The 19,044-nt window shown below is 72.0% G+C and carries 17 protein-coding genes and 1 pseudogene; 6 read left to right on the top strand and 12 right to left on the bottom strand.

Going from position 1 to position 19,044, the window contains the following annotated elements; genetic code table 11:
- Window positions 1–65: 65 nt before the first annotated feature.
- Both ABZ016_RS40725 and ABZ016_RS40720 read right to left on the bottom strand, forming a co-directional pair.
- Window positions 66–2,096: a HEAT repeat domain-containing protein gene (locus ABZ016_RS40725; protein ID WP_356921822.1), complete on the bottom strand. Its 2,031-nt coding sequence runs from the start codon at window positions 2,094–2,096 to the stop codon at window positions 66–68.
- A 116-nt stretch (window positions 2,097–2,212) separates the two neighbouring features.
- Window positions 2,213–3,880: an acyl-CoA dehydrogenase family protein gene (locus ABZ016_RS40720; protein ID WP_356921821.1), complete on the bottom strand. Its 1,668-nt coding sequence runs from the start codon at window positions 3,878–3,880 to the stop codon at window positions 2,213–2,215.
- 75 nt (window positions 3,881–3,955) lie between these two features.
- Between ABZ016_RS40720 and ABZ016_RS40715 the strand changes: the two genes are divergently transcribed.
- Window positions 3,956–4,708 (top strand): PaaX family transcriptional regulator C-terminal domain-containing protein, encoded by a 753-nt coding sequence (locus ABZ016_RS40715; RefSeq protein ID WP_356921820.1) that lies wholly within the window; start codon window positions 3,956–3,958, stop codon window positions 4,706–4,708.
- Between the two features lie 91 nt (window positions 4,709–4,799).
- On the opposite strand, the gene ABZ016_RS40710 is transcribed toward ABZ016_RS40715, so the two are convergent.
- Entirely contained in the window at window positions 4,800–5,588 is a 789-nt protein-coding gene (locus tag ABZ016_RS40710; protein ID WP_356921819.1) for a pectate lyase, read from the bottom strand.
- A gap of 72 nt (window positions 5,589–5,660) precedes the next feature.
- Window positions 5,661–6,638 carry a polysaccharide lyase family 1 protein gene (locus tag ABZ016_RS40705; protein WP_356921818.1) on the bottom strand — a complete coding sequence of 326 codons (978 nt, stop codon included), beginning with the start codon at window positions 6,636–6,638 and terminating at the stop codon, window positions 5,661–5,663.
- A gap of 361 nt (window positions 6,639–6,999) precedes the next feature.
- On the opposite strand from ABZ016_RS40705, the gene ABZ016_RS40700 reads away from it, so the two are divergent.
- On the top strand, window positions 7,000–8,271 hold the full coding sequence (locus ABZ016_RS40700; RefSeq protein WP_356921834.1) for a PHB depolymerase family esterase: 1,272 nt from the start codon (window positions 7,000–7,002) through the stop codon (window positions 8,269–8,271).
- A gap of 19 nt (window positions 8,272–8,290) precedes the next feature.
- On the opposite strand, the gene ABZ016_RS40695 is transcribed toward ABZ016_RS40700, so the two are convergent.
- Window positions 8,291–9,370, bottom strand: a complete 1,080-nt coding sequence (locus ABZ016_RS40695) for an NADH:flavin oxidoreductase/NADH oxidase (protein ID WP_356921817.1) — start codon at window positions 9,368–9,370, stop codon at window positions 8,291–8,293.
- Window positions 9,371–9,526: 156 nt separating this feature from the next.
- Here ABZ016_RS40695 and ABZ016_RS40690 point away from each other — a divergent pair, with 156 nt between their 5' ends.
- Window positions 9,527–9,877: a helix-turn-helix domain-containing protein gene (locus ABZ016_RS40690; RefSeq protein WP_356921816.1), complete on the top strand. Its 351-nt coding sequence runs from the start codon at window positions 9,527–9,529 to the stop codon at window positions 9,875–9,877.
- On the opposite strand, the gene ABZ016_RS40685 is transcribed toward ABZ016_RS40690, so the two are convergent.
- The gene (locus ABZ016_RS40685) at window positions 9,874–11,217 is read right to left on the bottom strand and encodes an FAD-dependent oxidoreductase (protein ID WP_356921815.1); all 1,344 of its coding nucleotides are present in this window, start codon (window positions 11,215–11,217) and stop codon (window positions 9,874–9,876) included. The genes ABZ016_RS40690 and ABZ016_RS40685 overlap by 4 nt on opposite strands.
- 210 nt (window positions 11,218–11,427) lie before the next feature.
- On the opposite strand from ABZ016_RS40685, the gene ABZ016_RS40680 reads away from it, so the two are divergent.
- Window positions 11,428–11,889, top strand: a complete 462-nt coding sequence (locus tag ABZ016_RS40680; protein ID WP_356921814.1) for a DUF6214 family protein — start codon at window positions 11,428–11,430, stop codon at window positions 11,887–11,889.
- A 27-nt stretch (window positions 11,890–11,916) separates the two neighbouring features.
- Here ABZ016_RS40680 and ABZ016_RS40675 read toward each other — a convergent pair whose 3' ends face one another.
- Window positions 11,917–12,570 (bottom strand): DUF305 domain-containing protein, encoded by a 654-nt coding sequence (locus ABZ016_RS40675; protein WP_356921813.1) that lies wholly within the window; start codon window positions 12,568–12,570, stop codon window positions 11,917–11,919.
- Window positions 12,571–12,760: 190 nt separating this feature from the next.
- Between ABZ016_RS40675 and ABZ016_RS40670 the strand changes: the two genes are divergently transcribed.
- A complete protein-coding gene (locus tag ABZ016_RS40670) occupies window positions 12,761–14,263 on the top strand; it encodes a hypothetical protein (protein ID WP_356921812.1) in 1,503 nt (500 codons plus the stop codon).
- On the opposite strand, the gene ABZ016_RS40665 is transcribed toward ABZ016_RS40670, so the two are convergent.
- The 5 genes from ABZ016_RS40665 to ABZ016_RS40645 all read right to left on the bottom strand — a co-directional run bounded on the left by ABZ016_RS40665 (window position 14,251) and on the right by ABZ016_RS40645 (window position 18,307).
- Window positions 14,251–14,937: a helix-turn-helix domain-containing protein gene (locus ABZ016_RS40665; protein WP_356921811.1), complete on the bottom strand. Its 687-nt coding sequence runs from the start codon at window positions 14,935–14,937 to the stop codon at window positions 14,251–14,253. The genes ABZ016_RS40670 and ABZ016_RS40665 overlap by 13 nt on opposite strands.
- 223 nt (window positions 14,938–15,160) lie before the next feature.
- Complete coding sequence (locus tag ABZ016_RS40660) at window positions 15,161–15,850, bottom strand: HAD-IA family hydrolase (protein WP_356921810.1); 690 nt, start codon at window positions 15,848–15,850, stop codon at window positions 15,161–15,163.
- A 9-nt stretch (window positions 15,851–15,859) separates the two neighbouring features.
- Window positions 15,860–16,555, bottom strand: a complete 696-nt coding sequence (locus ABZ016_RS40655) for a phosphatase PAP2 family protein (protein WP_356921809.1) — start codon at window positions 16,553–16,555, stop codon at window positions 15,860–15,862.
- A 160-nt stretch (window positions 16,556–16,715) separates the two neighbouring features.
- Complete coding sequence (locus ABZ016_RS40650; RefSeq protein ID WP_356921808.1) at window positions 16,716–17,651, bottom strand: M56 family metallopeptidase; 936 nt, start codon at window positions 17,649–17,651, stop codon at window positions 16,716–16,718.
- Window positions 17,652–17,749: 98 nt separating this feature from the next.
- The gene (locus ABZ016_RS40645) at window positions 17,750–18,307 is read right to left on the bottom strand and encodes a DUF5134 domain-containing protein (RefSeq protein WP_356921807.1); all 558 of its coding nucleotides are present in this window, start codon (window positions 18,305–18,307) and stop codon (window positions 17,750–17,752) included.
- Between the two features lie 150 nt (window positions 18,308–18,457).
- Between ABZ016_RS40645 and ABZ016_RS40640 the strand changes: the two are divergent.
- Window positions 18,458–19,044 (top strand): annotated as a pseudogene (locus ABZ016_RS40640) (FUSC family protein); the annotation flags it as partial.

Raw genomic sequence — 19,044 nt, 5'->3', positions numbered from 1 at the left:
TAGGACTGCCCGGGGAGGGCCCCCGAGTGGAGCCGGCCCCCGGGCAGGCGCCCCTGGGGGACCGCCTACCCGCCCAGCACCTCCCGGCAGATGCGCAACAACACCTGGTCCGCGTGGAGGGCGTGGCCGCCGCGGCCGCGGGCGTCCGCGCGATGCCGTCGCGGGGACCGGAGCTCCGCTCGCAGCAGGTCGTGCACGGGCGTTCCGGCGGGGCCCAGCGCCGCCGCACACCCGGCGATCATCGTGCGCGTGCGCGGGTGCTCCACCCATGCCGAGCGAAGGACGGGAAGAACCGGCTCCGGCTCTCCGGTGATCCGCCACACGGCACAAGCGGCCGCCGCCCGTTCCGACCCGTCCCCCGAGCCGGTCATCCGGCGCAGCTCGGGCAGAGCCGGGTCGGCTGCCGGTCCGAGCCGGCCGAGTACATCCGCCGCCGCTCGGCGCCGCCGCCCCTGCCCCTGGTCCGTCAACCCCCGGACCAGCACGGGCACCACGGCGTCCGCCTGGCCCGTGACCGACCACAGCGCGTGCGCGGCCGCGACGGCGCAGCCGCTGTCCAGTAGTGCCCGCAGGTCCGGTATCGCCTCGTGTGCGGCGCTGCCGAACGCACCGACGGCACGGACTGCCGCTTCCGTGACGGCGTCGGGCAGCCGCGGTCCGTCCGCCGTGCCACGCAGCAGACGCAGCACCGACGGCACGGACTCGGCGTCGCCCAGCGCCGTGAGAGCGGACAGCAAAGGAACGGCTCGCCCCCTCGACCCGGGGCCGTCGAGCGGAAGGCGGGCGAGCCGGCGCCGCAACGCGGGAGCGAGCGGCCCGGCCGCACGGCCCAGATGGGGTATCACCATCCCGAGGTCGTCGGGTACGACCGGTCCCGCCAGCACCTCGGCCAGCAGCGGTGTGGCCCGCGCGTCCCCGGCCCGGGCCAGCGCCTTGAGCGGCCCGCCCAGCGTCGGCCCACCCCGTTCCCCGTGCCGTATCCGAAGCTCGGGACGGCAGGCCACCAGCGCGTGGAGGTGGTCGGCGGCGGGCGCGGCCAGCTCGAACAGCTCCACCAGGACGGCGACCGCCGCATCGTGCAACCAGCTCTCCTCGGCACCCAGTTGGCCTCCTATGAGGGTGACCGGCTCCTCCGCGCCGGTACGCCACTCGCGGAGCAGTCCGGCCGACATCCACACGGCGTTGCACCGGTCGAGAGGGTCCGGGCTGGTCAACTGCCCGCACAGCAGGGCGAGCCGGTCGGCCACCCTGCCGCCGAGCGCGGAGTGCAGGGTCCGCAGCAGCTGGGAGCCCTCCTCGTCCGAAGGGCGCAGCCGCCGTAGCCGGCCGGCCAGCGTGTCCGCGCCGGGACCGTTCTGCGCGCGTCGCTCACCGGAACGCTGCCCTGACCTGTCCCGGAGCAGCCGGACGACGGTCGGTACCAGATCCGCGGGGAGCAGCTCCGGGGCGCAGCCCGCGAGCCGGCCGAGCGCGGCGAGCCGCAGTCCGGGGTCGTGCGGGGGTTCGCTCAGGGCCACCAGCAGGCGCACCGCCTCGGCGGCGTGGGCCTCGCCGGCCGACCGGTGCCGCCGTGCGAACAGGCCGAGACCCTCGATCAGGGCGAGCAGGACCTGGTCGTCCCGCTCCACGGTGATCCGCTCCCGCAACAGGGCGAGCACCCGCGCCGGTCGGTCGAGAAACCGCACGAGTGCCCCCGGAGCAGCCCGGCGGACCCCGGCGTCCGGGTCCCCCGCCAGCCGGACGAAGACCTCCGCCCCTGCCCGCAGGGCGGCCCTCGCCCGCGCGGCGAAGCCGTCCGCGGCGTGCCCTTCCCCGTCTCCGTCGATGCCGCCGATGCTGACGAGAAGTTCCACGACCGCCGCCCGGTCCCGCACCTCCTCGTGGTCCGCGAGGGCGAGGAGAAACGGAACACAGGCGAGCGTCGAGTCGTACACGTCCCCGCGGTGGTGCACGGCGCCGTACATCCCGTCGAGCGCGGTCTGCCGCACGGCCGGGTCGGCTGAGGCCAGTCCCCGGAGCAGTCCGGGGACGTCCCCCGCGCTGCCGTACGCATGCCGCAGCGAGGCCCAGTCGACCTCGTCGATCCCCCTGAACACGTTGTCCTCCCCAGGCGAAGTGCCAACTGACGGGGAGTCTGCACCACGGCACTGACAACGAAGCGGAATCGGGAGATGACTGTGCGCGATCTGTGCGCCCGTTGGCCGACGGTGACTCAGTCGCGGTCGGGAAGCGCGCGTTCCACGATCGCGTCGAGGGCCGTCGCCGCCGGGAGCGTCCCGAACGCGTACCCCCAGTCGCCGCCGAGCCGGGTCGCGCAGAACGCGTCGGCGACCGGCGGCGGGGCATGGCGGACGAGGAGGGAGGCCTGGAGTGTCAGGGCCATCTGCTCCACGAGCCGGCGGGCGGTCGTCGGTGACGCCTCGGGCAGCCCGTTCCTCAGCCGTGCCACGGCCGCGTCCAGCCGGGCGTCCGCACCTCGGGCGAGGTCGAGCTCACCGAACAGGGCCTCGGCGGTACCCGGTTCGCGGCTCAGCGCCCGCAGCACGTCGAGGGCGTTGACGTTCCCCGAGCCCTCCCAGATGGACAGCAGGGGAGCCTCGCGGTAGTGCCGGGGCATGCCCGAGTCCTCGACGTAGCCGTTGCCGCCGAGGCACTCCAGTGCCTCCGCGGTGAACGCCGGGCCCCGCTTGGTCACCCAGTACTTGCCGACGGCCGTGGCGATCCGGCGGAACGCGCTCTCCCCGGCGTCCCCGCGGACGGCCCGGTCGGCCGCCCCGGCCAGCCGCAGGGTGAGGGTCGTGGCGGCCTCGGACTCCAGCGCCAGGTCGGCCAGCACGTTGCGCATGGCCGGCTGGTCGACCAGCCGGGCGCCGAACGCGCTGCGGTGCCGCGCGTGGTGCCCCGCCTCGACGAGGGACTTGCGCATCAGCGCGGCCGACATCATCACGCAGTCCAGCCGCGTGCAGTTGACCATCTCGATGATGGTCTTCACGCCCTGTCCCTCGGGCCCCACCAGCCAGGCGACGGTCCCGTCGAACTCGGGCTCGGAGGACGCGTTGGACCGGTTGCCCAGCTTGTCCTTCAGACGCTGGATGCGGAAGGTGTTGCGGGCGCCGTCGGGCAGTACGCGCGGCACCAGGAAGCAGGACAGGCCACCCGGGGCCTGGGCCAGTACGAGGAACACGTCGCACATCGGCGCCGAGGTGAACCACTTGTGCCCGCGCAGGGTGTACACGCCGGGTTCGGCGGTGGGCGCGGCCGTCGTGGTGTTCGTCCGGACGTCGGAGCCGCCCTGCTTCTCGGTCATCCCCATGCCCGCCAGCAGGCCCCGCTTCTCCGCGGGCACCCGGAGACCGGGCTCGTACTCCCGGCTGGTCAGCAGCGGCTCGTAGACCTTCGCCAGCTCCGGCTGTCGGCGCAGCGCGGGCACGGCCGCGTAGGTCATCGACGTGGGACAGCCGTGTCCGGCCTCGGTGTGCCCCCACACCAGTCCGCCCGCCGACCGGGCGACATGCGCCCCGGGCCGGTCGTCCGCCCAGGGCGACGCGGCCAGCCCCTCGGCGATCGCGGTGCGCATCAGGTGGTGCCAGCTCGGGTGGAACTCGACCTCGTCGACGCGATTGCCGTACCGGTCGTGGGTGCGCAGCTCCGGCTCGTGGCGGTTGGCCAGGTCGGCCCACTCCTGCGCCTGGGCGCTGCCGGCCCGCCTGCCGAGCCGCCGCAGCTCCTCCTCGGCCCACCCGGCCCCCTCCCGCCGCAGCCCCTCCAGCAGGGCCCGGTCGTCGGAGGCGTCGTACGGAGCGAGGGGCGGGGCCTGGTTGGTGACGTCGTGGGTGGCGGGGCCGGTGCGCGCCGGCTGTTCCTCGATTGTCGAGACCATATGCCGAGTGTTGCACTCATTCTGCGGTCGCAGCAATACTGCAACACCCAAGGGTGCCGCGTACAGTACGTGACCATGCCGATGAACGTCCCGGCGCGGTCCGGCGCGCTCGATCCGCGTCCGCTGTCCGCGCGGTCGGTCGTGCTGAGTCTGCTGCTCGGCACACATCCCGCCGAGTTGCCGGCCAGGGAGCTCGGGCGGCTGGTGCGGGGCTTCGACGTCGGCGGCTCCACGCTGCGGGCGGCGCTCAGCCGGATGGTGGCCGCCGGTGATCTGCGGCGCACGGACACCGGCTACCGCCTCAGCGACCGGTTGCTGGAACGCCAGCGCCGCCAGGACGACGCCGTGCGGCCGCGCACGCGCGCGTGGGACGGCGACTGGGAGATGGTGGTGATCACCGCGACGGGCCGCGGCCCCGCCGAACGCGCGGACCTGCGGGCCCGGCTGACCGGTCTCCGGCTCGCCGAACTCCGCGAGGGCGTCTGGCTCCGGCCCGCCAACCTGGCCCGCGCCCTGCCCGGTGACCTGGACCGGGTGGCCCAGCACTACACGGCCCGCCCCGACCGGCCCGGGCGCGACCTGGCCGCGACCCTGTGGCCCTTGGACGCCTGGTCCGAGACCGCCCGCGCGCTGCTCGACCACATCGCCGGTGCGCGGCGCCCGGCCGACCGCCTGGCCGCCTTCGCCGCCGTCGTACGGCACCTGCTGGCCGATCCCGTCCTGCCGTCCGCACTTCTGCCCGCCGACTGGCCCGGGGCCGAACTGCGCGCCGCCTACGCCGAGTACCAGGGGGAGCTGTCCCGGGACGTGGGCGCGCGGTCCGCATGACTCCGACGGGCCGCAGGCCGACGGCCGTGCGAATCGCCCGCCGGGACGTTTCGCACGGCCGTCTTCACCGTGGGGGGACTGCCCTCAGGGGCTACCTGTAGGTGATGTCCGAGGTGGAGTAGAGGCAGTTCTTGCTGTCGGGTCCGGACCCGACGGCGGTGTTGTTGTTGTACTTCTGGCAGGGCACGACCTTGCGGCCGGAGTCGTTGCGGATCGTGATGCCCCGCAGTGTCGCCACGTCGTTGCGGTTGACGTTGATGCCGACGATCCGCGCGGTGGAGCCCGTGCCCGTCACGTCGATGGAGTTGAGGTTGACCTTGCGGGTGTACTGCGTGGAGCAGTCACCGCAGGAACGGTAGAGCGTCTTGAACTCCTGCACCGCGAAGTTGGAGATGGTCAGCGTGCCGCCGCCGTTGTGCTGGAAGACCTTGTCCGCCGCCTTCTTCGCACCGCCGCCGATCACCTGGTAGGTGGCGCCGTTGCCGCCGCGGAAGGTGGCGGCGTCCTCGCCGACGTCCTCCCACCAGACGTTCTGCAGTGTGCAGCTGCCCTCGCAGTGGATGCCGTCGGCGGCGGGGGCGCCGAGGATGACGTTCTTCAGCACCGCGCCGTCCGCGAGCTTGAAGATCGGGTCCTGGCCCTCCTCCTGGCCGTCACCGGCCAGGTCGCCGGTGCCGTAGTAGCGCTTCATCCCGTAGTCCTTGGTGCCGGACACGGAGATGGTGGAGGAGGTCCCCTGGCTGCCGTTGGGGGTCGGCCAGGTGGCTGCGCTCGCCGTGGGCGCGTTGGTGGTCATGATCATGCCAACCGAGAGGCCGAGTGTGGCCAGCGCCCCGGTCAGCGCGCGCCTGCGGGCGCGCGGACGTGTCGCAGAAGTCATGTCCCGATTCCTTCTGTCGTCTGAGCGGACGTGTCGTCCGAGCGGATGTGGGGTGTCCGGGCGGACGGGGTGTCAGAGCTTTCCGACGCCCGCGCCCGACGTCACCGAGGCGACGACGGACGAGGCCGGCTCCGCCGAGTAGCTGTACGGCGGGCTGGTGAAGGTGCCGACCCGCGAGACCTCGGTCGCGGCTCCACCGAGGTCGTTGCCGCGCAGGTTGGCGTATCCGTCGACGTCGCTGCTGCGGTTCGTGGTGACCGCGACCTTCGTCGAGCGGAAGACGTTGTTCTCGACCAGCATCTGGGCGCCCATGCGCGAGTGGCACGCGGTGTCGGCACCCTCGACGTAGTTGTTGTAGAAGTGCCCGGTGCCGAAGCGCAGGCTGGGGATGCGCGAGTAGACGTTGCTGAAGTGGTTGTGGTGGTACGTCACCTTCAGGTGCCCGGTGTCCTGGCTCGCGTTGTTGTCGCTGTGACCGACGAGCGAGCCCTTGAAGTGGTTCTTGAAGGTGTTCCAGGACACCGTGACGTTGTCGGCGCCGTGGTTGACGTCCAGCAGGCCGTCGTAGTGGTCCTTGTCGTGGTCCCGGTCGGCCGAGAAGGAGTTGTGGTCGATCCAGACCCTGGTGGACGCCTCGACGGTGATGCCGTCGGCGGGCGCGACCGGCTTGCTGATGTTCAGATTGCGGACGACGACGTTCGAGACCTTCTTCAGCCGCAGCCCGCCGCCGGTGAACCCGGACGACGAACCCACGCCCAGGACGGTCGTGTTGGAGCCGATGTCGACCTGACCGCTCAGCGAGATCAGGCCGCTGACCCGGACGACCTTGGCCGAGTCACCGGTCACGGCCGACTTGAAGGCGCTCAGGGTGGAGACGGTGACCGCCGAGGCGTTGCCGCCCCCCGTCGTGCCCGCGCCGAACCCGACGGGTGAACTGTCGGCGGCCCCGGCCGGCTGGGGAACGGCCAGGACCGCCACCGTCGCCAGGGCGGATGCGGCGGCGACGGCAAGAGTGGATCTCTGTAAGCGAGTGCGTGGGGGAGTACGCATGTGGGGTGCGTCCCTTCGTGGTGCCTTCATGGGCCCATGGAGCCAGTGGGTCATGTACCTGAATGACGTTCGTCATGTTGTTCACCGCACGTGCTGTGTGTGCCCCGTGCGCGCTTCCGGGTCACACTGTTGAACGGAACGTAGGGGGCAAGCGCTTTCTAGTCAACGCCTCGCGCAGCACGCATTCGGTCAGCCCTGGTCTCGGCAGCGAAGGTGTGGGAGCGCTTCCATGAAGACCATGTCCATGTCACGATGCTTCTACCGCTCGCCGCACGACGCCCCGAGAGCCGCTCCCGACGACGGAAGGGACACGGACGTGTCTGCCACTCCCCACCCCACGGCGAGGAGACCACTGCGGTCGATGCTCCTCGCGCTCGTCGCCGCCCTGCTGCCGTTACTGACGGCCGCCGTGCTCACCGCGCCCGTGGCCGCCGCCCGGGAGAGGGCCGTACCGGCCGCGGCCCTCACCGAGGTCACGAACTTCGGTACGAACCCCAGCAATCTGCGGATGTACCTGTACGTGCCGGAGAGCGTCACCCCGAACCCGGCGGTCGTGGTCGCCGTGCACTGGTGCACCGGCTCGGGCCCGGACATGTACAACGGCACCGAGTACGACACGCTGGCCGACCGGTACGGGTTCATCGTGCTCTACCCGTCCGTCACCCGCAGCAGCAAGTGCTTCGACGTCTCCTCGCCCCAGGCGCTGCGGCGCGGCGGCGGCAGCGACCCCGTCGGCATCAAGTCGATGATCGACTGGGTGACCCGGACCTACGACGCCGACACCGGCCGGGTGTTCGCCACGGGCATCTCCTCCGGCGCGATGATGACGAACGTCCTGCTCGGCGACTATCCCGACGTGTTCGCGGCGGGTGCCGCCTTCTCCGGCGTACCGTTCGCCTGCTTCGCCACCACCGACGGCTCCGAGTGGAACAGCGCCTGCTCGGGCGGGACGGTCACCCACACCCCGCAGCAGTGGGGTGACCTGGTTCGCAACGCGTACCCCGGCTACAGCGGCCCCCGCCCGCGGATGCAGATCTGGCACGGAACCCAGGACGACGTCCTGCGCTACCCCAACTTCGCCGAGCAGATCAAGCAGTGGACCAACGTCCAGGGGGTGAGCCAGACCCCGGCCGCCACCGACACCCCCCAGTCCGGCTGGACCCGCACCCGCTACGGCGGCACGGGCGACCAGGCCCCCGTGGAGGCCGTCAGCCTCCAGGGCGTCGGCCACAATCTGTACGCCCAGGGGATGGCCTCCCGCGTGCTCACCTTCTTCGGCCTGGACAAGTCCGGCCCGGCTCCCCAGCCGCAGCCCGGCGCCTGCAAGGTGACGGCCGCGGTGAACGCGTGGAACACCGGCCTGACCGCCTCCGTGACCATCACCAACACCGGCACGACGACGGTCGACGGCTGGAAACTCGGCTTCACCCTGCCCTCGGGGCAGACGGTCACGGGCGGCTGGGGAGCCACCTACACGCCGTCGTCCGGCGCGGTCACCGCCACCAACGTCTCGTACAACGCCACCATCGCGCCGGGCGCGAGCGTGAGCATCGGCTACCAGGCCAGTCACGGCGGCAAGAGCGCCGCTCCGGCCGCGTTCACCCTCAACGGGACGGCGTGCGCGGCCGGTTGACGCACGTCCGGGTGCCGGTTCAGACCGACCGGTGGTACTGGTCCGGCACCCGCACCTCACCGCCGAGCTCGCGTGCCGCGAGCCGGGCCCACGAGGGGTTGCGCAGCAGCTCGCGGCCCAGCAGGACCGCGTCCGCCTCGCCGTTGGCCAGGATCTTCTCGGCCTGCTCCACCTCGGTGATCAGCCCCACCGCGGCGACCGGCAGTGTCGTCTCGCGCTTCACCCGGGCGGCGAAAGGCACCTGGTAGCCGGGGCCGGTCGGGATGCGGACGCCGGAGGCGTTGCCGCCGGTCGAGACGTCCAGCAGGTCGACTCCGTGGGCCTTCAGGTCGGCGGCGAAGCGGACGGTGTCGTCCACGCTCCAGCCGGCCCCCTCCAGCCAGTCGGTCGCCGAGATGCGGAAGAACAGCGGCTTGCCCTGCGGCCACACTTCCCGAACGGCGTCGACGACCTCGAGTGCGAACCGGGTGCGGTTCTCGTACGAGCCGCCGTAGGCGTCGGTGCGGTGGTTGGAGTGCGGGGAGAGGAACTCGTTGATCAGGTAGCCGTGGGCGCCGTGGATCTCGGCGATCTCGAAACCGGCGGCGAGCGCCCGGCGGGCCGCGGCGGCGAACTGCCCCACCACGTCCTTGATCTGTTCGGTGGTCAGCTCGGCAGGGGACGGGTGATCGTCGTCGAACGCGATCGGGCTCGGCGCCACGGAGTCCCAGCCGTAGGCGTCCGGGCCGACCGGCGCACCGCCCTTCCAGGGGCGGTCCGTCGACGCCTTGCGGCCGGCGTGGGCCAGCTGGATCGCCGGCACCGTGCCCTGTGCGACGAGGAAGCGGGTGATCCGGCGGAAGGCCTCGACCTGCGTGTCGTTCCAGATGCCGAGGTCGTACGGCGAGATGCGGCCCTCCGGCGACACCGCGGTCGCCTCCACGATGATCAGGCCCGTGCCGCCGGTCGCCCGGGCGGCGTAGTGCGCGAAGTGCCAGTCGGTGGGAGCACCGGTCTCCGGGCCCTCCGGTGCCGCCGAGTACTGGCACATCGGGGGCATCCACACGCGGTTGGGGATCGTCACATCGCGCAGGGTCCAGGGCTCGAAGAGCGCGGTCACGGCGGACTCCATTCGTCACGGGGTCGAGGTCGACTCGTACGATAGGCATCGTAGTACGGCGGATGTCAAACTACGAGGGTTCTCGTACTATGGGGATCCCCGAAGGAATGGGGTTCCTCGCAGGAAGGCGGGGAGCCTCGGAGAAGTGGAGCCGCCGTGACCTCCCCCGCCATCAGTGGCCGCGACCTGCCGCACCCCGGGTGTGACGAGATCCGGCTGGAGGGTGTGCTGCACGCGCTCTCCGACCCGATGCGGTTGCGGATCGTGCGGGAGCTTGCCGCCGTGAGCGGGGAGTTGTCCTGTTCGGACTTCGAGCTACCGGTCACCAAGTCCACGACGACGCACCATTTCCGGGTGCTGCGGGAGAGCGGCGTGATCCGGCAGGTCTATCGGGGGACGGCCAAGATGAACGGGCTGCGGCGGGAAGATCTGGAGGGGCTCTTTCCCGGGCTGCTGGATGCCCTGCTCGATGCGGCGGGGCGGCAGGCCGTTCGTGGTGGGCGCTAAACGGCGTTGGTGTGCGCGGCGTTCAGCAGGGACTGCCAGTCGGGGAGTTTGACCACCCCGCGGCCCAGCGAGGCGCCCAGTTCCTGCTCGGCCCGCTCGATGGACTGCCAGCCCGTCCACTCGACCGGTTCGGCGCCCTCCAGGCGCAAGGCCGTGAGGGAGTCCGGGGGGACGTCCTTCAGGGTGAGTGACGGGGCGTCCTCCAGGACGGACATCGCCGTCTCCTTCGCGCAGGGGCGGTTCGTGCCGATGACTCCCGTCGGGCCGCGCTTGATCCAGCCGGCCACGTACTCGCCCGGGGTGACGACTCCTTCGCGCAGAACCCGTCCGGCCAGGTTCGGCACCGTGCCGGTGGCCGTGTCGAACGGCAGGCCCTCCAACGGCACTCCGCGGTAGCCCACCGAGCGCAGCACCAACTGCGCCTCGATGTCCTCGTACCGGCCCGTGCCCATGACACCGCCCCGCCCGTCCGGTGCCGTCCGCTCGAAGCGGACCGCGCCCACGTGGTCCCCGTCGGCGAGCAGTTCGACCGGGCGGAGGAAGAAGCGCAGCCTGATACGGCGCGGCGCGTCTCCTGGCGGTGCCCCGGCCCAGCCGCGCAGCGCTTCCACGTTGCGGCGCTGCGGGGCCGGCAGCGCGGACGGGTCGGTGTACCCGGGGTCCGGTGCCGCCTCCGCCGGGTCGACGGTGACGTCCGTCTCCGGAAGGGTGCCCAGTTCACGCAGTTCCTTCGTGGTGAAACGGGCCTGGGACGGGCCGCGCCGGCCCACCATGTGGATCTCGGTCACCCGGCTCGCCGCCAGCGCGTTCAGGGCCGCCTGCGGCATGTCGGTCGGGCTCAGCTCGGCAAGGCCGCGCGCCAGCATCCGGGTGACGTCCACGGCGACGTTCCCCACGCCGATCACCACGGCCGACCGGGCGTCCCGCAGGAACCCGCCGTCCACGGCGTCCGGGTGGGCGCTGTACCAGGCGACGAACTGGGTCGCCGACCAGCTCCCGGGCAGGTCCTCCCCGGGGATGCCCAGACGCCGGTCCGTGGCGGCGCCCAGGCAGTACACCACCGCGTGGTAGATCTCCCGCAGCCGGGTGACCGGCACCCCGCCGGGGCCGGCCTCGACGCCCCCGAGGAACCGGACCCGGTCGTGCTCCAGGATCGTGCGCAGGTTGTTCTGCAGTGACTTGATCTTCTCGTGGTCCGGAGCCACGCCGTAGCGGACCAGGCCGTACGGGCACGGCAGCCGGTCCAGGACGTCGACGCGCACCCCGGAGTCCAGCTGGACGAGGCTCTGGGCGGTGTAGCAACCGCTCGGCCCGGAGCCTACGACGGCGACTCGCAGCACGGCGGAACTCCTTACCCGAGGGATCCCGGCGGATCTCCGGAAGGCGCTGACGCCTCCAGCATCGCACCGGCGGGGCTCCGCTGACAGGGTGCTGTGCTCCGCTCGGGGCGCGTGTCCGATCTGTAGGGAAGGTGATCATTCGGTTACGTTTCGTATGTGCTGGAAGCATCCTTTCTTAATCTTTCTGATCGCTCTCCGGCGGACGGAGCGGTGTCCGTGCGGCCCGCCTGGGAAGTGCGGGAGAACGAGGACACCACGCGGTGGTTCGACGTCCGGCTGGCCTTCACGGACGGCGCCTGCGTCGACGCTCTGGCCGTCGTGACCGGGGGAAGCGTCGGTGTCGAGGACGTGCGTGCCCAGCCCGCGCTGTCCCTCGACGACTGGGCGGTGCTGGCCGACTGGATCGAGGAGTCGCTGGCCGAGGCCTGCGGTGCCGCGGCCGGGACGGACGAGAACCGTGGCGGTCAGGGGCGTCGCGCGCGGCAGGACTGGCCGCGCGGCGCGGAGGGCCGGTGGCTGGTGGCGCAGGAGTACCGCGCTGCCCAGCAGAGCGGCGCCGACCCGGTCCTCGCCGTGATGTGCGCGACCGGGCACAGCCGCCGCACGTCGCTCAGACTGATCGGCCAGGCCCGGGACGCGGGCTTGCTGACCCCACGCCGCGCCCGGCGCTGAATCTGGCCAGGAACCCTCCGGGCCTGCTCAGAGCATGTTCCGCATCCGGGTGATCTCGCTCGTCTGCTGTGCGATCACCTCGTCGGCCATCTCCTCGACGCGGATGTTGTTGCCCTGCCCCTTCACCTCCGTGGCCATGGTGATCGCGCCCTGGTGATGGGTCGTCATCAGGGTCAGGAAGAGGCGGTCGAAGGCCTTTCCGTCGGCCGCGCGGAGCTTCGTCAGCTGGGCTTCGGTCGCCATGCCGGGCATCGTGGCGTGATGGTGCCGCTCTGCCTTCAGCGGCTTGCCGTACGACTTCAGCCAGCCTTTCATGGCCTCGATCTCGGGCTTCTGGCCGGCCGCGATGCGCTCGGCGATCCGCTTCACGTCCTTCGACGTGGCACGCTCCGGGGCGAGTGCGGTCATCACCAGGGCCTGGGCGTGGTGGTCGATCATCATGCGGACGTAGGAGACGTCGGCCGAGTTGGGAGAGTCGTTCTCCGAGTGCTGGTCGGCGGCTTCCCGGGCGGACAAGGTGCGGTTCGCCTCGCCGGGCTCACCCGGCGCGATGACGGCGGGCCCGTCAGCGGCGGCCGGCTCGCGGTCCGGACCGGAGTCACACCCTCCGGTCGCGAGCACGGCCAGGGCGACCAGCCCCGTCGTGGCGACGGACGCACGAGACACGCGGCGGAAGAGCACAACGACCTCCTGTGACGAGCGAGTTGGGACGCACCTCGTGTTGCGGACGACGTACTGGCACGCTTCCTCGGGTCATTGACCGCGAAACTTCATTGCGATTCTGTTGCCCCCTATTGGTGTGTGCATGGCGAAGACGATACTGCGTGGTGCGTGAACCGTTCCGCAGCGAACGGAACCAGGGAGGAAAACAGTGATCCTGTTGAACGACCGCAGAACACGCCGCAGACGCCTGGGCGTCGTCGCAGCCGCCGGCGGACTGCTGGCCGCGCTCCTCACAGCGGCACCGGCAGGCGCCACCCCCGACCCGGGGGACGCGCCGTCCGCGCCGAAGGAGGTGTCCAGGAGCGCACAGGCCGAGGTCCGCGAGGCCATCGAGAACGGCGAGATACCCGGCCAGGACGAGATCGTCCACTCCGACAACATCCAGCACCTGGCCCACGTTCCCAAGGACGTGCTCCAGGGCACGAACTCGGACCTCGCCTTCCAGGGCAGGTACGCGTTCGCCGGCAACTACGACGGCTTCCGCATCTTCGACATCAGCAACCCCAGGGCACCGAAGACCGTCGCCCAAGTGCTGTGCCCCGGCTCACAGAACGACGTCTCCGTCTCCGGCGACCTGCTGTTCCTGTCCACCGACTCCTCGCGCAGCGACAGCAGTTGCTCCAGCACCACCCAGCCGGCGACCGAGAAGTCCTCGTGGGAGGGCATGAAGGTCTTCGACATCAGCGACAAGCGCAACCCGAGGTACGTCGCCGCCGTCGAAACCGCGTGCGGCTCGCACACCCACACGCTGGTGCCCGAGCGGCGCAACGTCTACGTGTACGTCTCCTCGTACTCGCCCAACGCCGCCTACCCCGACTGCCAGCCGCCGCACGACGGCATCTCCGTCATCAAGGTGCCGCGCGAGGCCCCCGAGAAGGCGAAGGTCGTGGGCTTCCCCGTGCTGTTCCCGGGTGAGGGACCGGACGGCGGCGGCAACCCGGGCGGTCCCACGAACCCGGGTGTCTCCAAGACCACCGGCTGCCACGACATCACCGTGCTGCCGTCGAAGGACCTGGCCGCGGGCGCCTGCATGGGCGACGGGATCCTGTTCTCCATCACGGACCCGGAACGCCCGAAGGTCATCGACCGCGTCCAGGACAACGTGAACTTCGCGTTCTGGCACTCGGCGACCTTCAACCAGAAGGCGAACAAGGTCGTCTTCACCGACGAGCTGGGCGGCGGCGGAGCGGCCACCTGCAACGCGGAGATCGGCCCGGACCGTGGTGCCGACGGCATCTACGACGTGATCGGCAAGGGCGACAAGCGCAAGCTCGTCTTCCGCAGCTACTTCAAGATCCCGCGCCACCAGGCGGACACCGAGAACTGCGTGGCCCACAACGGCTCGCTGATCCCGGTCAAGGGCAAGGACATCATGGTCCAGGCCTGGTACCAGGGCGGTGTCTCCGTCTGGGACTTCACCGACTCGGCCGGCCCCAAGGAGATCGCCTACTTCGACCGGGGCCCGCTGACCACCGACACGATCAAGTCGGGCGGCTCGTGGTCTGCGTACTACTACAACGGCTACATCTACTCGAACGAGTTGGCCCGAGGTTTCGACGTCCTGAAGATCGACGACAGGCGCACGGCCCCGGCTCGCTCGGTCCACATGCGCGAGCTCAACGTGCAGACCCAGCCGGACTACTTCGACTGACCGAGCGGATCACACCCCGGTTCGGCCCCCGTGGCGAAGAACCGCGAAAGATCCTTGTCACCACTCCCGCCGGAGGCCCGGTTCTCCGGCGGGACCCCCATCTCCCAGTCGAGCCCATAGCGCTCGAACAGCTCGGCCCGCAGCACCGGCACCGGCATCGGCGCCCCCGGCACCAGGATCGCGTACACCGCGCCCATCAGCAGGGCTCGCAGCATCGGGTAGTCGCCGTCCACGTCCCGCGAACCGCGTCGGGCGACGGTGTCCCGCAGCAGTTCGGCCAGACGGCGCTGTTCCGGGCAGGGCATGAAGCCCTCGGCCTGCAGCAGCCCGGCCATGTGCTGGCGCATCAGCACCGGCCGGTCCCTGGCCAGGCCCAGGATCGCGTCGATGGCCCGGGCCAGCCGCTCCCGGCCGTCCTCGGTGCGCGGCTCGCGCTCCAGCGCCTCCTCCAGCGTGCGGTGCATCAGCCGGTGCACGGCGGACTGCACCAGCTGGCGCTTGCCCGGGAAGTAGTACGAGACCAGGCCCCGGGCCGAGCCCGCCCGGTCCGCGATGTCGCCGAGCGTCGTGGCCTCGAACCCGTGCTCTCCGACCAGCTCGACCGCCGCCTGCAGAAGCCGCTCCTTCGAACGCCTCCGCAACTCTTCGTTGACCGAGGCGCTGCGCGGGGACATGCTGTAACTCCTGCGTTGACTGGCTGCCAGCCAACTATACTCGGAGACGTCCGGCCAGGACCGTGCGGTCCGGGCCGGTGATGCCGTCTGCCTCGGGCGACGCGGGGGATCGTCCGAGGCGGGCGAGCAGACACCAGGTGGTGGCCTCGGGCTACTTGTCGCCCGGCGTGCTTCTCGCCCCGGATGTCGTCCGGCCTCGCGGAACGACAGCGCCGGGCCCGGCTCAGCCCACCAGTTCAAGAACCGGACGCAGCCCGTCCGGCCGGTCGGTCACCGGCAGGTGATCCACGAAGTGCACCCCGCATCCCAGAGCGGTGGCACCACCGTCGGCCCTGCGGTCGTCGCCGACCATGAGCGTCCGGCGCGGATCGGCCCCGAGCGCCTCGCAGGCGGTGGCGAACAGCCGAGGGTCGGGCTTCTGGATGCCGTGCTCGTACGACAGGACGTACACGTCGACGTAGGGGTCCAGGCCGTGTTCGCGGAAGACCGGGCGCAGGTCCCAGCCGATGTTGCTGACCACCCCGACGGGGACGCCCCGCTTCCGCAGGGTGCGGAGCACCTCCACGGCGTCCGGGTAGGGGGACCACGCCGCGGGGGTCATGTGGCGTTCGTAGAGCGCGTCGTGCAACGCCGGGTCGGGCAGCGTCACTTGGCGGGAGAGGCCGGTGTAGGCCGCCCGGTGCAGGGCGGCACTCCGGTCGCGGATCCCCCAGGCGTCGGCGAGTTCCTCCGGCACGCGCGCCGGATCACCGCCGCCCGGCAGCGCGCCGACCGCCTCCAGCGCCCGCGCCGCCGCGGTGAACTCCGCCTCGGTGAGCCGGAGTCCGGTTTCCGTGAGGGTGCCGCGCAACCAGGAGTCGGTGGACTCGACGCGGAAGAGGGTTCCCGAGAAGTCGAACAGCACAGCCGTCATGGGGCGATCCTATGGGGCCGCCGCATCCGGCGAGGTCCGCGGCAGCCGGAGCTCGTGCGTCCACACCGCCAGGGCCACGACCAGGGCGCCCAGCAGCCAGCCGCCCACCACGTCCGACGGCCAGTGGACCCCCAGCCAGACGCGGGTCAGACCGACGCCGACCACGGAGACGACGGCCACGGCCAGGGCCGTGCGCCACACGGCACGGCCGACGCCGTGACGGTGCAGCAGCCACAGCAGCAGACCGCACACGACCGTGGCGGTCATGGCGTGCCCCGAGGGGTAGGCGGAGTAGTGGGCCGAGTCGACGGGGTCGGGCCACACCGGGCGAGGTCGGTCCACCATCGCCTTGAGGCCCTGCTGCAGCAGCGTGCCCAGCGTGACGGCAAGCGCCAGCCACACCGCCGTCCACCGTGCCGCGAGCCGCACCACCAGCCACACCACGACGACCGCCGTCAGCAGACGCATCGTCCACGGGTCCCACACCCAGTCGGTCAGGATGCGGCACGTCCGGGTGAGGGCGGGCTCCTCGACCGCCCAGCCGTGGGTGGTGGCGGCGATGTCCCCGTCCGCGCTCATCAGCGGGCTCCATCTGACCGCCACGAGGGTCAGCAGCAGAGCCGAGCACAGGGCCAGGACGCCGGCCGAACCGGCGGCGGTGCGGTGCTGCGGGCGGGGCGGGGAGTCGACTGACTGGGTGTGCATGATGCGATCCTCGCCGAACCGGGGGGTCCGGATCCAGTACGGTGACGATCTTCCGGCCCGGGAGAGCGGGCTTCGGCCACTCCACGCCTCGGGCTCGGCCACACCCACGCCCCTGGGTCCGGACGCTGACCGTCACCCGGGTACCCGCGACCCGGCCCGGTCATCCCAGCGCGCGCAGTCCCGGCACGAACGCCACCAGCACCGGCACCACGGGCACCAGCGCGGCCGCCGCCGTCAGCCGCAGACGCCGGGAGGCGGGCAGCCGGTCCGGGGGAGTGAGCAACCGGTGCACCCGGGCCGGGACATGGGCCTGCGGCGTCGGGCAGGGGCCGAACGCGCCGCGGTGCTCGTTCAGTTCGACCAGGGCGAGGGCCGTGGTCAGGCGGCCGAAGCGGCGGGACGCCGTGTCGTCGGCGGCGAGTTCGACCAGCCGGTGCATCTCGTCACGAAACGCGGCGAACACCGGCACCTGCGGAAAACCGCCCGCCAATGCGGAGGAGCAGTTCAGCAGCCAGTCGTGCCGGGCCCGTGCGTGCCCCTGCTCGTGGGCCAGCACGGCGTCCAGCTTCCGGCCCTTCAGACGGCTCAACGCTGCCGTGGTGACCACCAGTTGGGGCGGAGTGCCGGGCAGCCACCAGGCGTCGGGGCGCTCGCTCTCGAGGACGACGAGCCGGCCGGACACGGCCACCTCGCCCGGCAGCAGCGGGGCCCGGACCAGCAGGTCCGCCCGCCGGCGGCGGCGCCGGGCGCGGGCCAGCCCGACCTCGCGGACCAGCATCGCCACGCTCCACAGCCCGCCGCAGGCCAGCGCGACCGCGGTGGTCGCCGCCCAGGGGCCCGCCGTGCCGAGAGCATAGGCCTCGACGACCCGGCCGGGCGCCGTCGCGAAGACATGCCCCCCGACGGCGTGCCAGGCAGCCGCCGCGCTGAGCGTCATCGACAGCGCACAGCACACGATCACGGCCGCCACCACGCACTGCCACACCCACAGCGCCACCACCGGCTCACGGTCGGGCCAGTCCGCCCGGGCGAGCAGCCGGGGAGCGACCACAGCGGTCAGGGCGCCGAGCAGCAACAGTGCCGCGGGGAGCATCATGAAGGGCAGCCTATGAGCGCGGCACCGCCCACGGGTACGACTTGTGCCGCCGAAGTGACGCAGACAACGGAATCCGTATGCCGCGCCGCACGCCCCGTTCACAGTGTCAGCAGCATCGCCATCATCGCGATTCCCATGGACAGCCGGCAGGCCCGCGCCAGCTCCGGCCGGTCGCCCCAGCCGGCGGACCCGCCCCGGGCCCCGCTCCCGGGCACGACGGCCACCGGCACCAGCCGGACGCCGGTCAGCAGCACGTAACCGGCGAAGTAGAGCAACAGCGCCCCCGTCAGGAGCGGGACCCCCGATCCGCCCTGTCCGTGCAGGTGCGCGGGGGAGCCGGCCATGACGACGGACATGTAGACCATGGCCGCGGCGCCCACCAGATGGTGCAGATGGCGGGCGCCGGCCCGCGCGGCCCACAGCGCGCGCACCGCGGCCGCCCCGAACACGGCCGCGTAGACCGGCCAGGCCCACGAAGGCGGAGTGAAGACGGCCGCCGGCACGGCCATCGCGGCCATCCCGAAACCCGTCAGCGCCTCACCGCCCGCGGCGCTGCGCTGTTCCTCGGCGCCGCTGCGCATCCGCAGCAGGCAGTAGGCGCCGGTCGCCGCGCACAGCGCCACCAGCAGCCAGCCGGACGAAGCCGGTCCGTGCACGGGCACCTCCCCGCTCGACAGTCGGTCATTCGATGCCCGGGCCGTGCGGCGCGCACGCGAGCGCAAGGATGTACACGGGGAGCATTCGACGGAGCACCCCAGGCGAGAGGCTGTGTTTTACAGGTAAAATACCTGCTAACCTTATGTCTCATGAGCAGTGCGACCCCCGCCCCCACCTCCGCGCCCGCCCGGCGACTTCCGCTGGCGGGCGTGCTGCGCCTCGGCCCGCCCTCGGAGATCTGGTTCAAGCCCGCCCTGAGCGTGGTCGCGGCGATCGCCCCGCCCAACCTCACCCTGCTGGTGCTCGGCCGGCTCGACCTGGCCATGTACACGATGGCCGGGTCCCTGTGCGCGCTGTACGCGCACAACCGTCCGTACGCCGCCCGGGCCGGGACGCTGCTGCGGGTCGTGCTCGGCATGCTCGCCGGGCTCGCCGTCGCCCTGGTCGCCGCGTCGCTCACCGGCAGCGCCGTGGTACTGGTCACCGTCGGCGCGCTGCTGGCCGCCGCGCAGAAGGTGCTGTGCGACGCCTGCCGGGTCGGCCCGCCGGGCAACGTCGTCCTGACGTTCGTCAGCTCCGCCTCCCTGTTCGCGCCGCAGACCCTCGCCGAGGTTCCCGGCCATCTGGCCCTGGCCGCCGCGGCGGGGGCCTTCAGGGCGTGGGCGGCGGCGCGGCGCTCCGGGCCGTGCGGGCGGACGAGCGCGGGCGCCATGCAGACCAGCCAGGCCCAGGCCCC

This window comes from Streptomyces sp. NPDC006372 (assembly GCF_040612515.1).
Classification (GTDB): Bacteria; Actinomycetota; Actinomycetes; order Streptomycetales; family Streptomycetaceae; genus Streptomyces.
Note: the sequence above shows the minus strand (reverse complement) of the source record. Positions and strands in the feature narration are given on the sequence as shown.